Consider the following 15,418-nt stretch of genomic DNA (forward strand, 5'->3'; position numbering starts at 1 on the left):
TTATGGATATGAATCAGTATTTAGAGGTTTTTATAGAAGAAAGTAAGGAACATTTACAAACTTGCTCAGAGCAATTGCTTGTATTGGAAAAAAATCCTGAAGATCTCTCGATCGTAAATGAAATTTTCCGTTCAGCTCATACTCTAAAAGGGATGTCAGCAACAATGGGTTATGAGGATCTGGCGAATTTAACTCATAAAATGGAGAACGTACTGGATGGAATCAGAAACAACCAGATTCAATTAACGCCTGAAATAATTGATGTGGTGTTCATGGCTGTGGATGATTTGGAAGCGATGATTTACTCCATTGCGGAAGGCGGCGATGGTAAAAGGGACGTAAGTGATGCTGTACGAAAGCTTCAATTGATTGAAAAAGGTGAAAGTCCTGTTGGGCCTGGCGAAAAAGAATCTGCTGCATCTGCTGAAACGGCTGAAAAAATAAGCGGTTTTGATCAATTTGAATTAACTGTGCTTCAGCAATCAAAGGATCAAGGATTTAACAGTTTTCAAATCACTGTCGAATTGAGGGAAGATTGCCTTCTTAAAGCAGCACGCGTCTTCATGATCTTTGAAGTATTGGAGCAAGTAGGGGAGGTTATCAAATCTAATCCGCCCGTTGATGAACTCGAAGAAGAACATTTTGATCAGCGATTTGAAGTGACGATTGTTACTAAGGAATCGAAGGATGTCATCGAAAAGAGAATTATGAAAGTTTCTGAAGTGGATTTCGTTCAGGCTCTTCCTTTGGATCTGCAAAATGTAAAAGAGGCGGCCTCTCTAGAAGAAGAAAAAAACAGCCGAGCTGTTCTGGAACAAGAGAAGCAGCCGGATAAAGCTGTATCTCAGAAAGCAGCTTCTAAGCCTGCAATTAAGCAATCTAACAAAACCATTCGTGTAAATATTGAACGTTTAGATATTTTAATGAATTTATTTGAAGAGCTTGTGATTGACCGAGGCAGGCTTGATCAGATCTCAAAAGAGATTAATAATCAGGAGCTTAATGAAACGGTAGAAAGAATGTCAAGAGTTACCGGTGACCTTCAAACGATTGTGCTGAACATGAGGATGGTTCCGGTAGAGACAGTTTTCAATCGTTTTCCTAAGATGATCCGCCAATTGGCACGCGATCTTCACAAAAAAGTGAATCTTGAAATTGCCGGAGCTGAAACGGAGTTGGATCGGACGGTAATCGATGAAATCGGTGATCCGCTAGTACATTTATTAAGAAATGCGATCGACCACGGAATTGAGACACCTGAAATCCGCAAAGCAAATGGAAAAGATGAAGAAGGCCAAATTAAGCTGAAAGCATATCATAGCGGAAATCATGTTTTTATTGAGATTGAGGATAACGGCGCAGGGATTAATAAAGATAAAGTTCTTAATAAAGCCATTTCAAACGGGATCATCACAAAAGAGGGAGCACTTTCATTAACAGATAAGCAAATATTTGAATTAATCTTTGCTTCAGGTTTTTCTACGGCTGATAAAATTTCCGATGTTTCAGGCAGAGGAGTCGGTCTTGATGTGGTTAAAAATACAATTGAATCACTCGGAGGCTCTGTCACGATTGATTCAAAAGAGGGACATGGCTCGAAGTTCCTGATTCAGCTGCCGTTAACGTTATCAATTATTTCCGTAATGCTGGTTGAAATCCAAAAAGAAAAATATGCGATTCCTTTATCTTCTATTATAGAGACGGCAATCATTAAAAAAGACGAAATTATGAACGCACATGACCAGCAAGTGATTGATTTCAGGGGCAAGGTTCTTCCATTACTATTCTTAAAGGATGTTTTTGAAGTCCCGGAGGAAAACGAAACGGATTCTGAGTTCCTTTCAGTAGTGATTGTACGAAAGGGAGACAAGCTTGCCGGACTTGTTGTGGATTCATTCATCGGTCAGCTTGAAATTGTACTAAAATCACTGGGCAATTATTTAAATTCAGCCTTCGCAATCTCGGGAGCGACAATTTTAGGCGATGGCCAGGTTGCATTGATTGTTGACTGCAATGCATTAATCCATTAAATGAAAAACTGTTCATCCCAGAATGATTGAAGGAGGAAAAGTAATGTCGGAATTAAAGACTGAGAAAAATATGAAAGTGATAGTTTTTCAGATAAAAGATAAAGAATATGTTATCCCGGTTGATAAGGTCAAGGGGATTGAAAAACTGCTGTATATTACCCGTGTGCCTAAAACGATCCCATTTGTTAAAGGGGTTATTAATTTGCGGGGCGTGATCACGCCTGTCATTGATTTAAGAGTCCGATTTGGTTTTGAAGAGACCAAATATGACGAAAGCACCAGGATTATCATTGTGACAATCCAAGGGATGGAAATCGGTTTGATTGTCGATTCGGCAAATGATGTTCTTGATTTGCCTGTTGACAGTATTGAACCTCAGCCGGAAATTGTCGGCCAGGTGTCTTCAGAGTATATTAGCGGTGTTGCCAATCTTGAAAAACGCCTGTTAATCCTTATTAATTTAGAAAATATTCTCTCCTTGGATTTGTCCGATCAATCGGTCATAAAGGGGTAAGTCTATGTCATTTATCGATAAAATTGATTTTTTCCGTATGGATGTCTTAAAGGAAATCGGCAATATCGGTGCAGCACACGCAGCAACTTCCTTATCCCATATGTTAGGACAAAAAATTAATATGCGTGTACCGGGGGCGAAGGTAGTTTCCTTTAATCAGATGCTGGATATGGCCGGCGGAGCGGACCATGTGGCAGCTACCATTTTTCTTAGGGTAGAAGGAGACATTAAGGGGAGCATGTTTTTTGTTCTGCCTCTTCCTGTTGCGAGCTATTTTATTAAACAAATGACTGATGAGGATTTTTCTTTCAATGGTGACCCTTTAAAAGATCTTCATATGTCTGCCTTGCAGGAACTGGGAAATATTCTTTCTGGATCTTATCTTACTTCTTTGTCGGATTTTACAAAATTGAACATATATCCTTCGGTTCCTTCTCTTAGTATCGATATGACAGGTGCGACAATCAGTACTGGACTGATTGAGCTTTCGCAGACTAGCGATCACGCAATTGTCATTGAAACGCTGATTGAAAAAGAAGGAGTTTCCCAGCTTAGCGGCCATTTCTTTTTGCTGCCGGACCCTGATTCCTTTGAAATCATATTTGCCTCTTTAGGAGTTGGCACAAATGGCTGAAACGTTCGCTGGGAAAGTAATTAAAGTCGGAATTGCCGACATGGCTGTAGTGCGATCGCCTGATATCATCCGAACAGCAGGGCTTGGCTCATGTGTCGGGCTCGTTCTCTTCGATAAGAGAAGAGGGGTAGGGGCGCTGCTTCATGTCATGCTTCCCGATTCTTCTTTGGCCAAAGCAGGTGCCCTGAATCCGGCTAAATTTGCAGATACAGCGATAAAAGAAATGATCAGCCAGTTATCGAATCTCGGGATTCCGCTCACTTCTTTGAAAGCGAAAATGGCCGGAGGGGCCCAAATGTTCCAGTTTTCCACGGGATCTGATTTGATGAGAATCGGCCCAAGAAATGTAGAAGCTGTCCGTAAAGAATTGTCAGATTTGAAGATTGAGATTATAGCAGAGGATGTCGGCGGAAATAACGGAAGAACGATTGAATTTAATCCGGAAAATGCAGAGTTGCACATACGAACGGTGAATGAAGATACGAAAATTATATAATGCTTTCAGCGGGCAGGCTGGGAAGCTGCTGCAGCATCATTGCGGAGCGCAAAAGCAGGGAGGATATTTTATGTCACAAACGACTATTAATGAAGAACAATTGCATTGGGATAACTGGATCAGCTTTCGTGACCCGGAAGCAGGAGATGTTCTTGTGAAAAAATACATTCCACTTGTCTCCTATCATGTTCAGCGGATTTCGGCCGGCCTGCCGAAAAGTGTAAGCAGGGATGATATCCGGGGACTGGGTATGATGGGGTTATTCAATGCCTTGGAACGATTTGATCCGAAACGAGATAATAAATTTGATACGTATGCTTCTTTTAGAATTCGAGGTGCCATTCTTGACGGGCTCCGAAAAGAAGACTGGCTGCCAAGAAGTGCACGGGATAAAGCGAAGAAGATCGATGCAGCAATTGAAAAGTTGGAACAAAAGCTGATGAGAAATGTGACCCCAAGAGAGGTAGCGGGTGAGCTTAATATTTCGGAAGATGATGTCCACACAGCAATGAATGAACATTACTTTGCCAATATTCTTTCGATGGACGAGCAGCCTTTGGAGCAGGATGATAAAGAGAGTACCAACTACCATATTAAAGATGAAAAAGCGGAATTGCCGGAGGAGCATATTTTAAAGGAAGAGCTCTATAAGGAATTGGCGGCAGTAATTGAAACCTTGAATGAAAAAGAACAGCTCGTTCTGCAATTATTTTACAAAGAGGAATTAACACTGACAGAAATAGGTCAGGTTATGTCTCTTTCAACCTCGCGAATCTCTCAAATTCATTCCAGGGCTATCTTCAAATTGCGCGCTGCCATGAAAAGCGACAGGGAAAATTAACAGACAGGTTTTAGAACATTCCAGATTTCTCTGAATAGCTGAGAAGCATCTGCGTTTAGGTAAAAGCTGAGGATTATGAAAAGAGCCACCTTTAAAGCAAAGAGGATGGCTTTTTCGTATGCTTGCTGCATGTTCAGGTGTATAGATCAGAAAACAGTATGTCTTTCTCCCTTATTCATCTGCTGTTTAACCAATCGAAAACAATGAAAATATGGCTTTCATAATGTTATACTTGCCATAGACAAGGCGGTAAAATTTCTGTATGTAAATTTTTATATCTGCGCAAATGTGGTGTAAAACAAGAAATTATTAAAGGCTAAGGAGTTATCGTACTGATGTATACATTTTTTCTATTTATCCTTTTTCTATTAAATATTCTGACGATCTTTTTTGTCATTCTCCTTTATTCCCGTCAAAACCGTCTTATTCATTTGGAACAGCGGCAAAAAGAAATGGCTGAAGAAATCGAAAATCTTATGACAGAGTACCTTTTGGAAATAAAGGAAGAGAATGAATTACTGTTGCAGAGGTTGGAATCAGACAGGGGAACTGTTACAGCCCAAGGTTCATCCCAGTCTTACGAAGCAGCGAATACCGAGAGTGCAGATCCTGTGCAAACTCAATCGTCAGCCTATAATCTCAAAAAAGCACGGACAGCCTATTTATCTGTTCAGGAAACGAAGCTGGATTCTGCTGAAAAAGAAAGTGAATTGCCAGGTATGGCTGAACAGGAATTTGATAAGAATGAGAAATTAGGGAACGAGAAGGCGGCAGAAAACTTGGATAATAAGATGGAAGCGGGCGGAATAAACACTGGCTCTTCACTCACGGATGAAGTTCTCCTGCTCCATCAAAAAGGCTTGAGCGCAGAACAAATCGCGAAAAAACTGGAATTGGGAAAAACAGAAGTGGAATTATTGTTGAAATTTCACGGATAATAATGTTTTTGCTTGCCTGTCACTGCTGATTATGCTATATTATGAAATGGTGTTAATACACACGCTTTGTGATTCATACAGATGGTGCTGTTGTAAATACAGTCCTGTATGAAAACGATCAAGGCGGAGGAAAAACAAAACCATTTAGGAGGAACTATAATGTCAGTCATTTCTATGAAACAATTGCTTGAAGCTGGTGTTCATTTCGGACATCAAACACGCCGCTGGAACCCAAAAATGAAGAAGTATATCTTCACGGAGCGTAACGGCATCTACATCATTGACCTTCAAAAAACAGTGAAAAAAGTCGAAGAAGCTTACAACTTCGTTAAGGAATTGGCAGCTAACGGCGGAACTGTACTTTTTGTAGGAACTAAAAAGCAAGCACAAGAATCTGTTAAAGAAGAAGCTATCCGTTCTGGTATGTACTATGTAAACCAACGCTGGTTAGGCGGAACTTTAACAAACTTTGAAACAATTCAAAAGCGTATTGCTCGCCTGAAAGAAATCGAGAAGATGGAAGAAGAAGGAATCTTCGAAGTGCTTCCTAAGAAAGAAGTTATCCAACTGAAAAAAGAATGGGAACGCTTAGAGAAATTCTTGGGCGGCATTAAAGATATGAAAACACTTCCTGATGCAATCTTCGTTATTGATCCTCGCAAAGAGCGTATTGCTGTAGCGGAAGCTCATAAATTGAACATTCCATTGGTTGGTATCGTTGATACAAACTGTGACCCTGACGAAATCGATGTTGTTATTCCTGCGAATGATGATGCGATTCGTGCGGTTAAATTGCTTACTGGCAAAATGGCAGATGCGATCTTAGAAGCTAAACAAGGCGAAGAAACAGCAACAGAAACAACAACTGCTTAATTTTTCCCGAAAAAGGTGATAAGAGGATAATGCCTTTTATCACCTTTTTTTACGATATTCCGTTCCAATGAATGGAATACAATGAAGCAAAAAGACATAACCGGGCTAAAAAATGTATTTCCCGGCAAAATAGCAGAAGACTGCTAACATGTACTTAATTTTAAGGAGGATATTAATATGGCAATTACTGCACAATTAGTTAAAGAATTGCGTGAAAAAACCGGTGCCGGCATGATGGACTGCAAAAAAGCATTGGTTGAAACTGACGGCGACATGGAAAAAGCAATCGATTTCCTTCGTGAAAAAGGGATTGCAAAGGCTGCTAAGAAAGGCGACCGTATTGCTGCTGAAGGTCTTACTTCTATTGTTGTGGACGGAAACGAAGCAGTTATCCTGGAAGTGAACTCTGAAACAGATTTCGTTGCAAAAAATGAAGGTTTCCAAACTCTTGTAAAAGAATTGGGAGAATTCTTATTAGCAAACAAACCTGAGAGCGTAGAAGCAGCTCTTGAACAAACAATGAGCAATGGTGCAAAAGTGGAGGACCACATTAATGCAGCAATTGCTAAAATTGGAGAAAAGTTAACTCTTCGCAGATTCCAAATCGTTACTAAAACAGATAACGATGCTTTTGGCGCATATCTTCATATGGGCGGCCGCATTTCTGTGCTTTCTGTTCTTGAAGGAACATCTGATGAGGATGCTGCAAAAGACGTTTCTATGCATATTGCTGCGATTAATCCAAAATACGTTTCACGTGACCAAGTTGACGCAAGTGAATTAGAGCGTGAACGTGAAGTATTGACTCAACAAGCATTGAATGAAGGCAAGCCTGAGAAGATTGTTGCAAAAATGGTTGAAGGCCGAATTAATAAATTCTACGAAGAAATCTGTGTCAACGAGCAGGCGTTCGTTAAGAATCCAGACCAAAAAGTTGCACAGTTTGTAGAATCAAAGGGCGGAAAAATTGCCTCTTTCATTCGCTATGAAGTAGGAGAAGGAATTGAAAAACGCCAAGATAACTTTGCTGAGGAAGTAATGAGCCAAGTTAAGAAAGACTAATTTTTAGTCTTGGTTGAATAGGGGACACACCGTGTGTTCCCTATTTTTGAATCGTCATAATGATGGAATGTGGCAGGGCGAACGAAAAGATTACATAGTTGGAGGTTCTCATGAGCAACGCGAAATATAAACGTGTCGTATTAAAATTAAGCGGCGAGGCTTTAGCCGGTGAAGAAGGATTTGGGATAAACCCGGCAATTATTAAGTCCATTGCCGAGCAAGTTAAAGAAGTAGCTGAGCTGGATGTTCAAGTCGCGGTTGTTGTCGGCGGCGGAAACATATGGCGCGGAAAAGTTGGCAGTGAAATGGGCATGGACCGTGCAAATGCAGACTATATGGGGATGCTTGCAACCGTTATGAATTCATTGGCTCTGCAAGACAGCCTTGAACAAATGGGAATTCAAACCAGAGTTCAAACTTCAATTGAAATGAGACAGGTAGCAGAACCTTATATTCGCAGGAAGGCAATCCGCCATCTCGAAAAACAGAGGGTAGTCATTTTTGCTGCCGGTACAGGAAACCCTTATTTCTCAACTGATACAACCGCAGCGCTTCGTGCGGCTGAAATTGAAGCTGACGTTATATTAATGGCTAAAAATAATGTAGATGGCGTTTACAGTGCGGATCCTTTTAAAGATAAAGACGCTGTGAAATATGAAGAATTATCGTATTTGGATGTAATCAAAGAAGGCCTGGAAGTAATGGATTCAACTGCCTCATCTCTATGCATGGATAATGACATTCCGTTAATTGTTTTTTCAATCATGGAAAAAGGAAATATCAAACGTGCGGTTCTCGGTGAAACATTGGGAACAATTGTAAGGGGGAAATAATGATGCCAAAACAAGTTATTTCAAATGCAACATCAAGAATGGAGAAAGCGATCGGCGCATATACAAGAGAATTGGCCAGCATCAGAGCAGGCCGGGCAAATGCCTCATTGCTGGATCGAATCACTGTAGATTATTATGGTTCTCCTACACCTGTTAATCAGCTTGCCGGAATTTCTGTCCCAGAGGCCCGTCTATTGGTGATTCAGCCTTATGACAAAACGATTTTAGGTGAGATTGAGAAGGCAATTTTAAAATCAGATTTAGGACTGAACCCGGCGAACGACGGATCACTGATTCGAATTGCCATTCCTGCTTTAACAGAAGAACGCCGGAAAGAATTGGTGAAGCAAGTTAAGAAGGAAGCGGAAGAAGCCAAAATTGCCATCCGTAATATCCGCCGGGATGCTAACGAAGATTTGAAGAAATTGGAGAAGAACGGCGAAATTACAGAAGATGATTTACGCGGTTATTCCGATGATATTCAAAAACTGACGGATACGAACATTACAAAGATTGATGATATTACCAAAAATAAAGAAAAAGAAATTCTTGATGTTTAATTTATTGAAATATTGATCATTGGGCAAGGAGAAATCCTATAGCTTGATTTAAATGAACCGAATTCATGTCGAAATGGCAGGATCTGGCGTCGGTGGCAGGGGATCTATTTATTCTTTCCCAAACAACTGCTGATGTCAGTGAAATGGCAGGACAGAACGAGGTTCTTTTTTTAATGCCTGTCCCTTGGAAATCCATTTTCACTAATGGCTTTTAAATCCAAAAATGAATACATTTGCATTTTTATTTTAGGGAGATTTTGGATTTTGCTTATTCTATCGTCAAAATCTTTTTCATAATAATAATAGGACTTCACATGCTTTTTTGATATTATTATATAGATTCACGACAATGGAGATGCCGTGGGAGATACATAGTACGAAGCATAATATGTATGGTATAAGTACAACCTGATAGGAGACTAAGCTATGGATTCAATATGGAAGCGTATCGTTAAAAAGGATGCTTCTTCCGATTTAACAAATAGAATTAAGAAAGCGAAAGAAAGCGGTATACCGCATCACGTCGCCATCATTATGGATGGAAATGGACGCTGGGCTAAAAAGAGATCTCTGCCCCGAATTGCCGGCCATCATGAGGGTATGAAAGTCGTGAAAAAAATCACGAAATTCGCCAGCAAATTAGGAGTGAGTTCACTTACACTCTACGCCTTCTCAACAGAAAACTGGAAACGGCCAAAAAGTGAAGTTGAGTTTTTGATGAAACTCCCGGAAGAATTTTTGGGCACATTTCTTCCAGAACTGATTGAAGAAAATGTCAGAGTGGAAATGATAGGGGAGAAGGAAACTTTGCCAGCCCATACTAAAAGGGCAATAGACAGGGCGATGGAAGAGACGAAAGGCAATACAGGACTTGTGCTGAATTTTGCCTTGAACTATGGAAGCCGGGCAGAAATCCTTAAAGCGGTTCAACATGTTTTGGAAGATGTCGAGAGCGGTATTCTGCCTAAGGAATTAACAGAGGAAATTTTCTCGAAGTATTTGATGACAAGCACTATGCCAGATCCTGATTTGCTGATCCGGACGAGTGGAGAAATCCGATTGAGCAATTTTATGTTGTGGCAGTCAGCCTATTCTGAGCTTTGGTTTACCGATGTTTTATGGCCGGACTTTAAGGAGGAACATTTCCTCGAAGCGCTTGAAGTTTACCAGAAACGTGTTCGGAGATATGGCGGTGTGTAATCTAGAAGGTGAGGATAAGTAAATAATGAAAGAAAGAATTATTACAGCTATCGTGATGGCAGCAGTTTTTATCCCGCTGCTTTTGATCGGCAGCCTTCCGTTTTTAATCTTGGTGTATATTTTAGCTTCAATTGGACTGTATGAATTATGTAAAATGAAGCAAATCAGCATAACGTCCGCTCCTGCTATTATTTCTTTTTTATTGTTGTGGATGCTGCTGATTCCTGATGGAGGAAATGGTTTTTTCGGAACAATCGATCGAAAGGTACAAATCTTTTTGCTTGGATTGCTGTGCATGTTAATTGTAACTGTACTCTCAAAAAATCGTTTCACTTTTGACCATGCAGGCTTCCTTGTGATCTCAGTCCTGTATGTGGCAATGGGATTTTACTTTCTGTTTTTGACGAGAGAGCAAGGAATTGGAAATGTTTTGTTCGTTTTATTTACAATCTGGGCGACCGATTCCGGTGCCTACTTTGTAGGGAAATCTGTTGGTAAGCGGAAGCTATGGCCGGAAATCAGTCCGAATAAAACAGTAGAAGGATTTCTCGGCGGTATTATCTGTGCATTGGCGGTCGCTGCAGGATTTATCCTTTTTGGAAACCTCTCTTTTTCAGCAGGAGAGATGATACTGTTGAGTATAGTGGTATCCATTTTTGGACAGCTTGGAGACTTGGTTCAGTCAGCTTATAAAAGGCACTACGGTGTTAAGGATTCAGGCAGGCTGCTCCCAGGACACGGCGGAATTTTAGACAGGCTTGACAGTGTCATTTTTATTTTGCCGATTTTGCATTTATTAACATTGATGAATTAAAAAATTGCAGCTAGGAGTAGGAGATGAACCAAATTGAAATATATTAGCCTGCTCGGTTCTACTGGTTCTATAGGGGAACAGACAGCAGATGTGGTGAGAGCACATCCAGACCAGTTTCGAATCGTAGCGCTTTCCGCAGGGAAAAATATTGATTTAGTAAGAAAACAAATTCAAGAGTTCAGACCAGAGCTGGTATCTGTTCAGACTAAAGAAGGCCGCGATATCCTGAAAAGTGAATTTGCCGGCCAGGGAATCACTTTCCTTTATGGCGAGGAAGGGATGAGAGAGACAGCGGTTTTTGGAAAGGCTTCTATTCTCATTAATGCTGTACTGGGCAGTGTTGGCCTGCATCCAACATTAGAGGCAATCCGGGCCAAAAAGGATATTGCGATTGCTAACAAGGAAACTTTGGTTACAGCCGGTCATCTAGTTATGGCGGAAGCGGAAAAGGCTGGGATTTCCCTCTTGCCTGTTGACAGTGAACATTCTGCCATTTTTCAGGCTTTACAGGGAGAAAAAGAGAAAAACATTGAGCGGTTAATTATTACGGCCTCTGGCGGAAGTTTTCGCGATCGCAGCAGGGAAGAGCTGAGCGGTGTAACAGTCGAACAGGCTTTAAATCATCCTAACTGGTCTATGGGCGCAAAAATCACCATTGATTCTGCTTCCATGATGAATAAAGGCCTTGAAGTGATTGAAGCGCATTGGCTTTTCGATATGCCTTATGAGAAAATCGATGTTCTTCTTCATCGAGAAAGTGTCATACATTCGATGATTGAGTTTCATGATTCAAGTGTGATGGCCCAGTTGGGCACACCAGATATGAGAGTGCCGATTCAATACGCCCTCACATATCCGGACAGACTGCCTCTGGCCCGCAAGCATCGTTTAAACCTGGCGGACATCGGAAAACTCCATTTTGAAGAAATGAATGTTAAAAGGTATCCTTGTTTGCAATTTGCATATGATGCGGGTAAAATAGGCGGAACAATGCCGACCGTATTAAATGCGGCCAATGAAGCGGCTGTTGCAGGATTCCTTGCAGGACAGATTTCGTTTTTGGAAATCGAATCAATGATCGAAGAAGCTTTGAATAAACATGAGGTTACAGCAAGTCCAAATTTAGAAGTCATACAGCATGTGGATAAGGAAACCCGCCAGCGGATTGAATCAATATGGAAAAAGAGGTGATCTAGTATGCAGACTCTGGAAACCATTATAGCGTTTATTATTATTTTTGGTGCTTTGGTTTTTTTCCATGAACTTGGACATTTATTCTTTGCGAAACGTGCCGGCATTTTATGCCGGGAGTTTGCTATCGGTTTCGGCCCGAAGGTTTTTACGTATAAAAAGAAAGAGACTTTGTATACGATAAGACTTCTTCCCCTTGGCGGATATGTCAGAATGGCCGGAGAAGATGCAGAAAGTGCAGAAATTAAACCGGGCTACCGAGTCGGACTCCTTATGGATGAAGAAGAGACAGTCCAAAAGATTATTATTAACAATAAGGATAAATATCCTGATATTCGCCTGGTAGAAGTGGAATCCATTGACCTGGATCATAAATTGCTTTTGACAGGTTATGAAGAAGGTCAGGAAGAGCTTAAGACCTTCAAAATAAGCCATGAAGCCATTATGGTGGAAGACGGGACTGAAAATCAGATTGCCCCGTATGACAGGCAATTTGCATCTAAATCACTTGGACACCGGACAATGACCATTTTTGCCGGTCCAATGATGAATTTTATTCTTGCTTTCGTCATATTTGTTCTAATTGGTCTGTTTCAAGGAGTGGCTGTGGACGAACCGAGAGTTGGCGAACTGACGAAAGACGGTACAGCCGCCGAGGCAGGATTAAAAAGCGGTGACATGATTCAATCGATAGACGGTACAGAGGTTGCCAGCTGGCAGGATGTGCAGCAAACTATACAAAAGAACCCCGGAAATGAAATTGATTTTATTGTCGAGAGGGATGGCAAGACAATGACGATCCCAGTTGTGCCGGAAGAGGTTGACAGGGATGGTGAAAAAATCGGTATCATCGGGGTGTATGCTCCAATTGAAAAAGCACCTTTAAAAGCTCTGGAATACGGAGCAACAGAAACTTATTTCTGGACAAAACAAATCTTTGTCATTTTGGGACAAATCGTAACAGGAGGCTTCTCTGTTGACATGCTTTCAGGACCTGTCGGGATTTATAAATCAACAGAAGAGGTAGCGAAGCAAGGACTCTTCACTCTAATGAGATGGGCTGGGCTTCTGAGCATTAATTTAGGTATTATGAATCTTCTGCCGCTTCCGGCACTTGATGGAGGAAGACTCCTATTCTTCGCAGTTGAGCTGTTGAGAGGGAAACCGATTGACAGGCAGAAAGAGGGAATTGTCCATTTTATCGGCTTTGCCTTATTAATGCTATTAATGATTGTGGTAACATGGAATGATATTCAGAGATTTTTTCTCTAATAAGCAGTAAACTCGGCGGCTGGTTAAACAGCCGTCATTCCTTTTGTCATAAAACAAACGTATGCTAAATATGCTTTCCCCTTTTAAAAAGCTGCCGGCATACGATATAATACCACGTATGCGGCAAGACGGCATACGATATAATAATATGAATGCGGCAAGAGCTGCCAGTGAGTATGAATGAAATGTCCCTGCCAAGGGATGGGTTATTTAAAAATTTGGATGAAGTATTGAAGAGGTGCAGAGATGAAGCAAAGTACGACGTTAATTCCAACATTAAGAGAAGTGCCGGCTGATGCCGAAATTAAAAGCCACCAATTATTATTGCGTGCCGGCTATATGAGACAAAATTCAAGCGGTGTATATAGTTTTATGCCCCTTGGAAAAAAAGTGCTTCAAAAAATTGAGAATATCGTCCGCGAAGAAATGGACAATGCCGGAGCGGTAGAATTGCTGATGCCAGCTTTGCAGCAGGCTGAATTTTGGCAGGAATCGGGGCGCTGGTATACATATGGTCCTGAGCTAATGCGTCTAAAAGACAGAAATGACAGAGAATTCGCCCTTGGTGCAACACATGAAGAGGTTGTCACCAGCCTTATTAGGGACGAAATCAAATCTTATAAACGGCTTCCGTTAACTGTCTATCAGATTCAAACAAAGTTCAGGGATGAAAAACGCCCAAGGTTCGGATTGCTGAGGGGCCGGGAGTTCATTATGAAAGATGCCTATTCTTTTCATGCGAACCAGGACAGTCTTGATAAAGCTTACCAAAAATTATTCCAGGCTTATTCCAATATTTTTGCGCGCTGCGGCCTGGACTACCGTGCCGTTATTGCAGATTCTGGTGCAATGGGCGGGAAGGATACGCACGAATTTATGGCTCTTTCTGAAGTGGGAGAAGATACAATCGCCTACTCAGACAGTTCTGATTATGCGGCTAATATTGAGATGGCCCCTGTAATTACCCAGTATGAAAAAAGTCAGGAAGCACCGGCTGCCATGGAAAAAGTTCATACTCCGGATCAGAGAACGATTGAAGAAGTAGCGGCTCATCTAAGCGTTTCAGCAGATAAATGCATTAAATCGCTGCTGTTTAAAATTGATGATCGCCATGTTCTTGTCCTTGTCCGCGGAGATCATGAGGTCAATGACATCAAATTAAAAAATCATTTCAATGCTTCAACGGTTGAACTAGCGGCTCCTGCCGAAACGAAAGAAATAGTAGGCTGTGCAGTTGGTTCACTTGGTCCTGTTGATGTCAGTGACAAAGTAACTGTGATTGCTGATCACGCTGTAAAAGCAATTGTTAATGGAGTAACAGGTGCAAATGAAGAAGGTTACCATTATATCAATGTAAATCCTGAGCAAGATTTCCATGCAGATGAATATTTGGACCTGCGTTTCATTACAGAGGGAGACGTTTCACCTGACGGAAAAGGAAAAATCATTTTTGCCAAAGGAATTGAAGTCGGTCATGTATTCAAGCTTGGCACAAGATATTCAGAGGCGATGAATGCGGTATATCTGGATGAAAACGGGCGTACTCAGCCAATGATCATGGGGTGCTACGGAATCGGTGTCTCAAGAACACTTGCAGCTGTAGCTGAACAGTTTAATGATGAGAAAGGCCTTGTTTGGCCGGTGGATTTGGCGCCTTATCAAGTTCACCTCATTCCAGTAAACATGAAAAATGAAGAACAGGCTGGATTGGCTGAAGAATTGTATAGTCAATTAAAGGCTGAACATCTGGATGTACTGATGGATGACCGTCAGGAGCGGCCGGGAGTGAAATTTGCGGATTCCGATTTGATCGGCATTCCGGTCAGGATCACTGTTGGCAAAATGGCGGCAGAAGGAATTGTGGAAGTGAAAGACCGACGCACAGGGGAAATGTTCGAAATTTCAAAAGAAAATCTTATCGATCAAGTACGGAACCTGCTGTCTAAACAGTAAACAAAAAGAACATCATCCAATTTGGGATGGTGTTCTTTTTAACTCGCTGGGCCGTTTTTTTCTACAGCTATGACAGCTGTAGAAATCCTTGGAGATTGGATATCGTTTTTTCAGTAGCAAAAGCGGGAGTATGGTATAATAGCATCTGTTATAAATTACTCAAAGCTCCCATCCCGCAGCCTGAGCCCCCTTTGTTTTATGGGGACT

16 protein-coding genes are annotated in these 15,418 nt (G+C 41.3%); all 16 read left to right on the forward strand.

All coding sequences use genetic code 11. The features are described 5' to 3' along the window. Positions 1–2 precede the first annotated feature (2 nt). The 16 genes from BQ4305_RS19750 (at position 3) to BQ4305_RS19820 (ending at position 15,211) form a co-directional block, all read left to right on the forward strand. Complete coding sequence (locus BQ4305_RS19750; protein WP_110929435.1) at positions 3–2,030, forward strand: chemotaxis protein CheA; 2,028 nt, start codon at positions 3–5, stop codon at positions 2,028–2,030. Between the two features lie 43 nt (positions 2,031–2,073). After that, on the forward strand, positions 2,074–2,544 hold the full coding sequence (locus BQ4305_RS19755) for a chemotaxis protein CheW (protein ID WP_110929436.1): 471 nt from the start codon (positions 2,074–2,076) through the stop codon (positions 2,542–2,544). Positions 2,545–2,548: 4 nt separating this feature from the next. Then, on the forward strand, positions 2,549–3,178 hold the full coding sequence (locus BQ4305_RS19760; protein ID WP_110929437.1) for a chemotaxis protein CheC: 630 nt from the start codon (positions 2,549–2,551) through the stop codon (positions 3,176–3,178). Beyond that, positions 3,171–3,674 carry a chemotaxis protein CheD gene (locus BQ4305_RS19765; protein ID WP_110929438.1) on the forward strand — a complete coding sequence of 168 codons (504 nt, stop codon included), beginning with the start codon at positions 3,171–3,173 and terminating at the stop codon, positions 3,672–3,674. Before BQ4305_RS19760 ends, BQ4305_RS19765 begins: the two co-directional genes overlap by 8 nt. 70 nt (positions 3,675–3,744) lie before the next feature. Next, positions 3,745–4,515: a FliA/WhiG family RNA polymerase sigma factor gene (locus tag BQ4305_RS19770; protein WP_110929706.1), complete on the forward strand. Its 771-nt coding sequence runs from the start codon at positions 3,745–3,747 to the stop codon at positions 4,513–4,515. A gap of 335 nt (positions 4,516–4,850) precedes the next feature. Beyond that, positions 4,851–5,453: a DUF6115 domain-containing protein gene (locus tag BQ4305_RS19775; RefSeq protein ID WP_110929439.1), complete on the forward strand. Its 603-nt coding sequence runs from the start codon at positions 4,851–4,853 to the stop codon at positions 5,451–5,453. Positions 5,454–5,612: 159 nt separating this feature from the next. Further along, positions 5,613–6,326 (forward strand): 30S ribosomal protein S2, encoded by a 714-nt coding sequence (gene rpsB, locus BQ4305_RS19780; RefSeq protein ID WP_110929440.1) that lies wholly within the window; start codon positions 5,613–5,615, stop codon positions 6,324–6,326. Between the two features lie 177 nt (positions 6,327–6,503). Next, on the forward strand, positions 6,504–7,388 hold the full coding sequence (gene tsf, locus BQ4305_RS19785; protein ID WP_110929441.1) for a translation elongation factor Ts: 885 nt from the start codon (positions 6,504–6,506) through the stop codon (positions 7,386–7,388). Positions 7,389–7,498: 110 nt separating this feature from the next. Further along, complete coding sequence (gene pyrH / locus BQ4305_RS19790) at positions 7,499–8,221, forward strand: UMP kinase (RefSeq protein WP_110929442.1); 723 nt, start codon at positions 7,499–7,501, stop codon at positions 8,219–8,221. A gap of 2 nt (positions 8,222–8,223) precedes the next feature. After that, positions 8,224–8,781 carry a ribosome recycling factor gene (frr, locus tag BQ4305_RS19795; protein WP_110929443.1) on the forward strand — a complete coding sequence of 186 codons (558 nt, stop codon included), beginning with the start codon at positions 8,224–8,226 and terminating at the stop codon, positions 8,779–8,781. Between the two features lie 65 nt (positions 8,782–8,846). Next, the gene (locus tag BQ4305_RS21705; protein WP_199880769.1) at positions 8,847–8,996 is read left to right on the forward strand and encodes a hypothetical protein; all 150 of its coding nucleotides are present in this window, start codon (positions 8,847–8,849) and stop codon (positions 8,994–8,996) included. Positions 8,997–9,207: 211 nt separating this feature from the next. Next, a complete protein-coding gene (locus BQ4305_RS19800) occupies positions 9,208–9,981 on the forward strand; it encodes an isoprenyl transferase (protein ID WP_110929444.1) in 774 nt (257 codons plus the stop codon). Between the two features lie 25 nt (positions 9,982–10,006). Next, positions 10,007–10,795 (forward strand): phosphatidate cytidylyltransferase, encoded by a 789-nt coding sequence (locus BQ4305_RS19805; protein WP_110929445.1) that lies wholly within the window; start codon positions 10,007–10,009, stop codon positions 10,793–10,795. 33 nt (positions 10,796–10,828) lie between these two features. After that, on the forward strand, positions 10,829–11,986 hold the full coding sequence (locus BQ4305_RS19810; RefSeq protein WP_110929446.1) for a 1-deoxy-D-xylulose-5-phosphate reductoisomerase: 1,158 nt from the start codon (positions 10,829–10,831) through the stop codon (positions 11,984–11,986). Between the two features lie 15 nt (positions 11,987–12,001). Then, the gene (gene rseP, locus BQ4305_RS19815; protein ID WP_110929707.1) at positions 12,002–13,258 is read left to right on the forward strand and encodes an RIP metalloprotease RseP; all 1,257 of its coding nucleotides are present in this window, start codon (positions 12,002–12,004) and stop codon (positions 13,256–13,258) included. 246 nt (positions 13,259–13,504) lie between these two features. Next, positions 13,505–15,211, forward strand: coding sequence for a proline--tRNA ligase (locus BQ4305_RS19820; protein ID WP_110929447.1), 1,707 nt, complete (start codon positions 13,505–13,507; stop codon positions 15,209–15,211). Positions 15,212–15,418: the final 207 nt, after the last annotated feature.

Origin of the sequence: Bacillus massiliglaciei, assembly GCF_900098925.1 — a bacterium.
GTDB classification, from domain to species: domain Bacteria; phylum Bacillota; class Bacilli; order Bacillales; family DSM-1321; genus Peribacillus; species Peribacillus massiliglaciei.

Coding starts and splice junctions, on each gene's coding strand:
- BQ4305_RS19750 (WP_110929435.1), top strand. CDS start 3: ATGGATATGAATCAGTATTTAGAGGTTTTTATAGAAGAAAGTAAGGAA.
- BQ4305_RS19755 (WP_110929436.1), top strand. CDS start 2,074: ATGTCGGAATTAAAGACTGAGAAAAATATGAAAGTGATAGTTTTTCAG.
- BQ4305_RS19760 (WP_110929437.1), top strand. CDS start 2,549: ATGTCATTTATCGATAAAATTGATTTTTTCCGTATGGATGTCTTAAAG.
- BQ4305_RS19765 (WP_110929438.1), top strand. CDS start 3,171: ATGGCTGAAACGTTCGCTGGGAAAGTAATTAAAGTCGGAATTGCCGAC.
- BQ4305_RS19770 (WP_110929706.1), top strand. CDS start 3,745: ATGTCACAAACGACTATTAATGAAGAACAATTGCATTGGGATAACTGG.
- BQ4305_RS19775 (WP_110929439.1), top strand. CDS start 4,851: ATGTATACATTTTTTCTATTTATCCTTTTTCTATTAAATATTCTGACG.
- rpsB (WP_110929440.1), top strand. CDS start 5,613: ATGTCAGTCATTTCTATGAAACAATTGCTTGAAGCTGGTGTTCATTTC.
- tsf (WP_110929441.1), top strand. CDS start 6,504: ATGGCAATTACTGCACAATTAGTTAAAGAATTGCGTGAAAAAACCGGT.
- pyrH (WP_110929442.1), top strand. CDS start 7,499: ATGAGCAACGCGAAATATAAACGTGTCGTATTAAAATTAAGCGGCGAG.
- frr (WP_110929443.1), top strand. CDS start 8,224: ATGCCAAAACAAGTTATTTCAAATGCAACATCAAGAATGGAGAAAGCG.
- BQ4305_RS21705 (WP_199880769.1), top strand. CDS start 8,847: ATGTCGAAATGGCAGGATCTGGCGTCGGTGGCAGGGGATCTATTTATT.
- BQ4305_RS19800 (WP_110929444.1), top strand. CDS start 9,208: ATGGATTCAATATGGAAGCGTATCGTTAAAAAGGATGCTTCTTCCGAT.
- BQ4305_RS19805 (WP_110929445.1), top strand. CDS start 10,007: ATGAAAGAAAGAATTATTACAGCTATCGTGATGGCAGCAGTTTTTATC.
- BQ4305_RS19820 (WP_110929447.1), top strand. CDS start 13,505: ATGAAGCAAAGTACGACGTTAATTCCAACATTAAGAGAAGTGCCGGCT.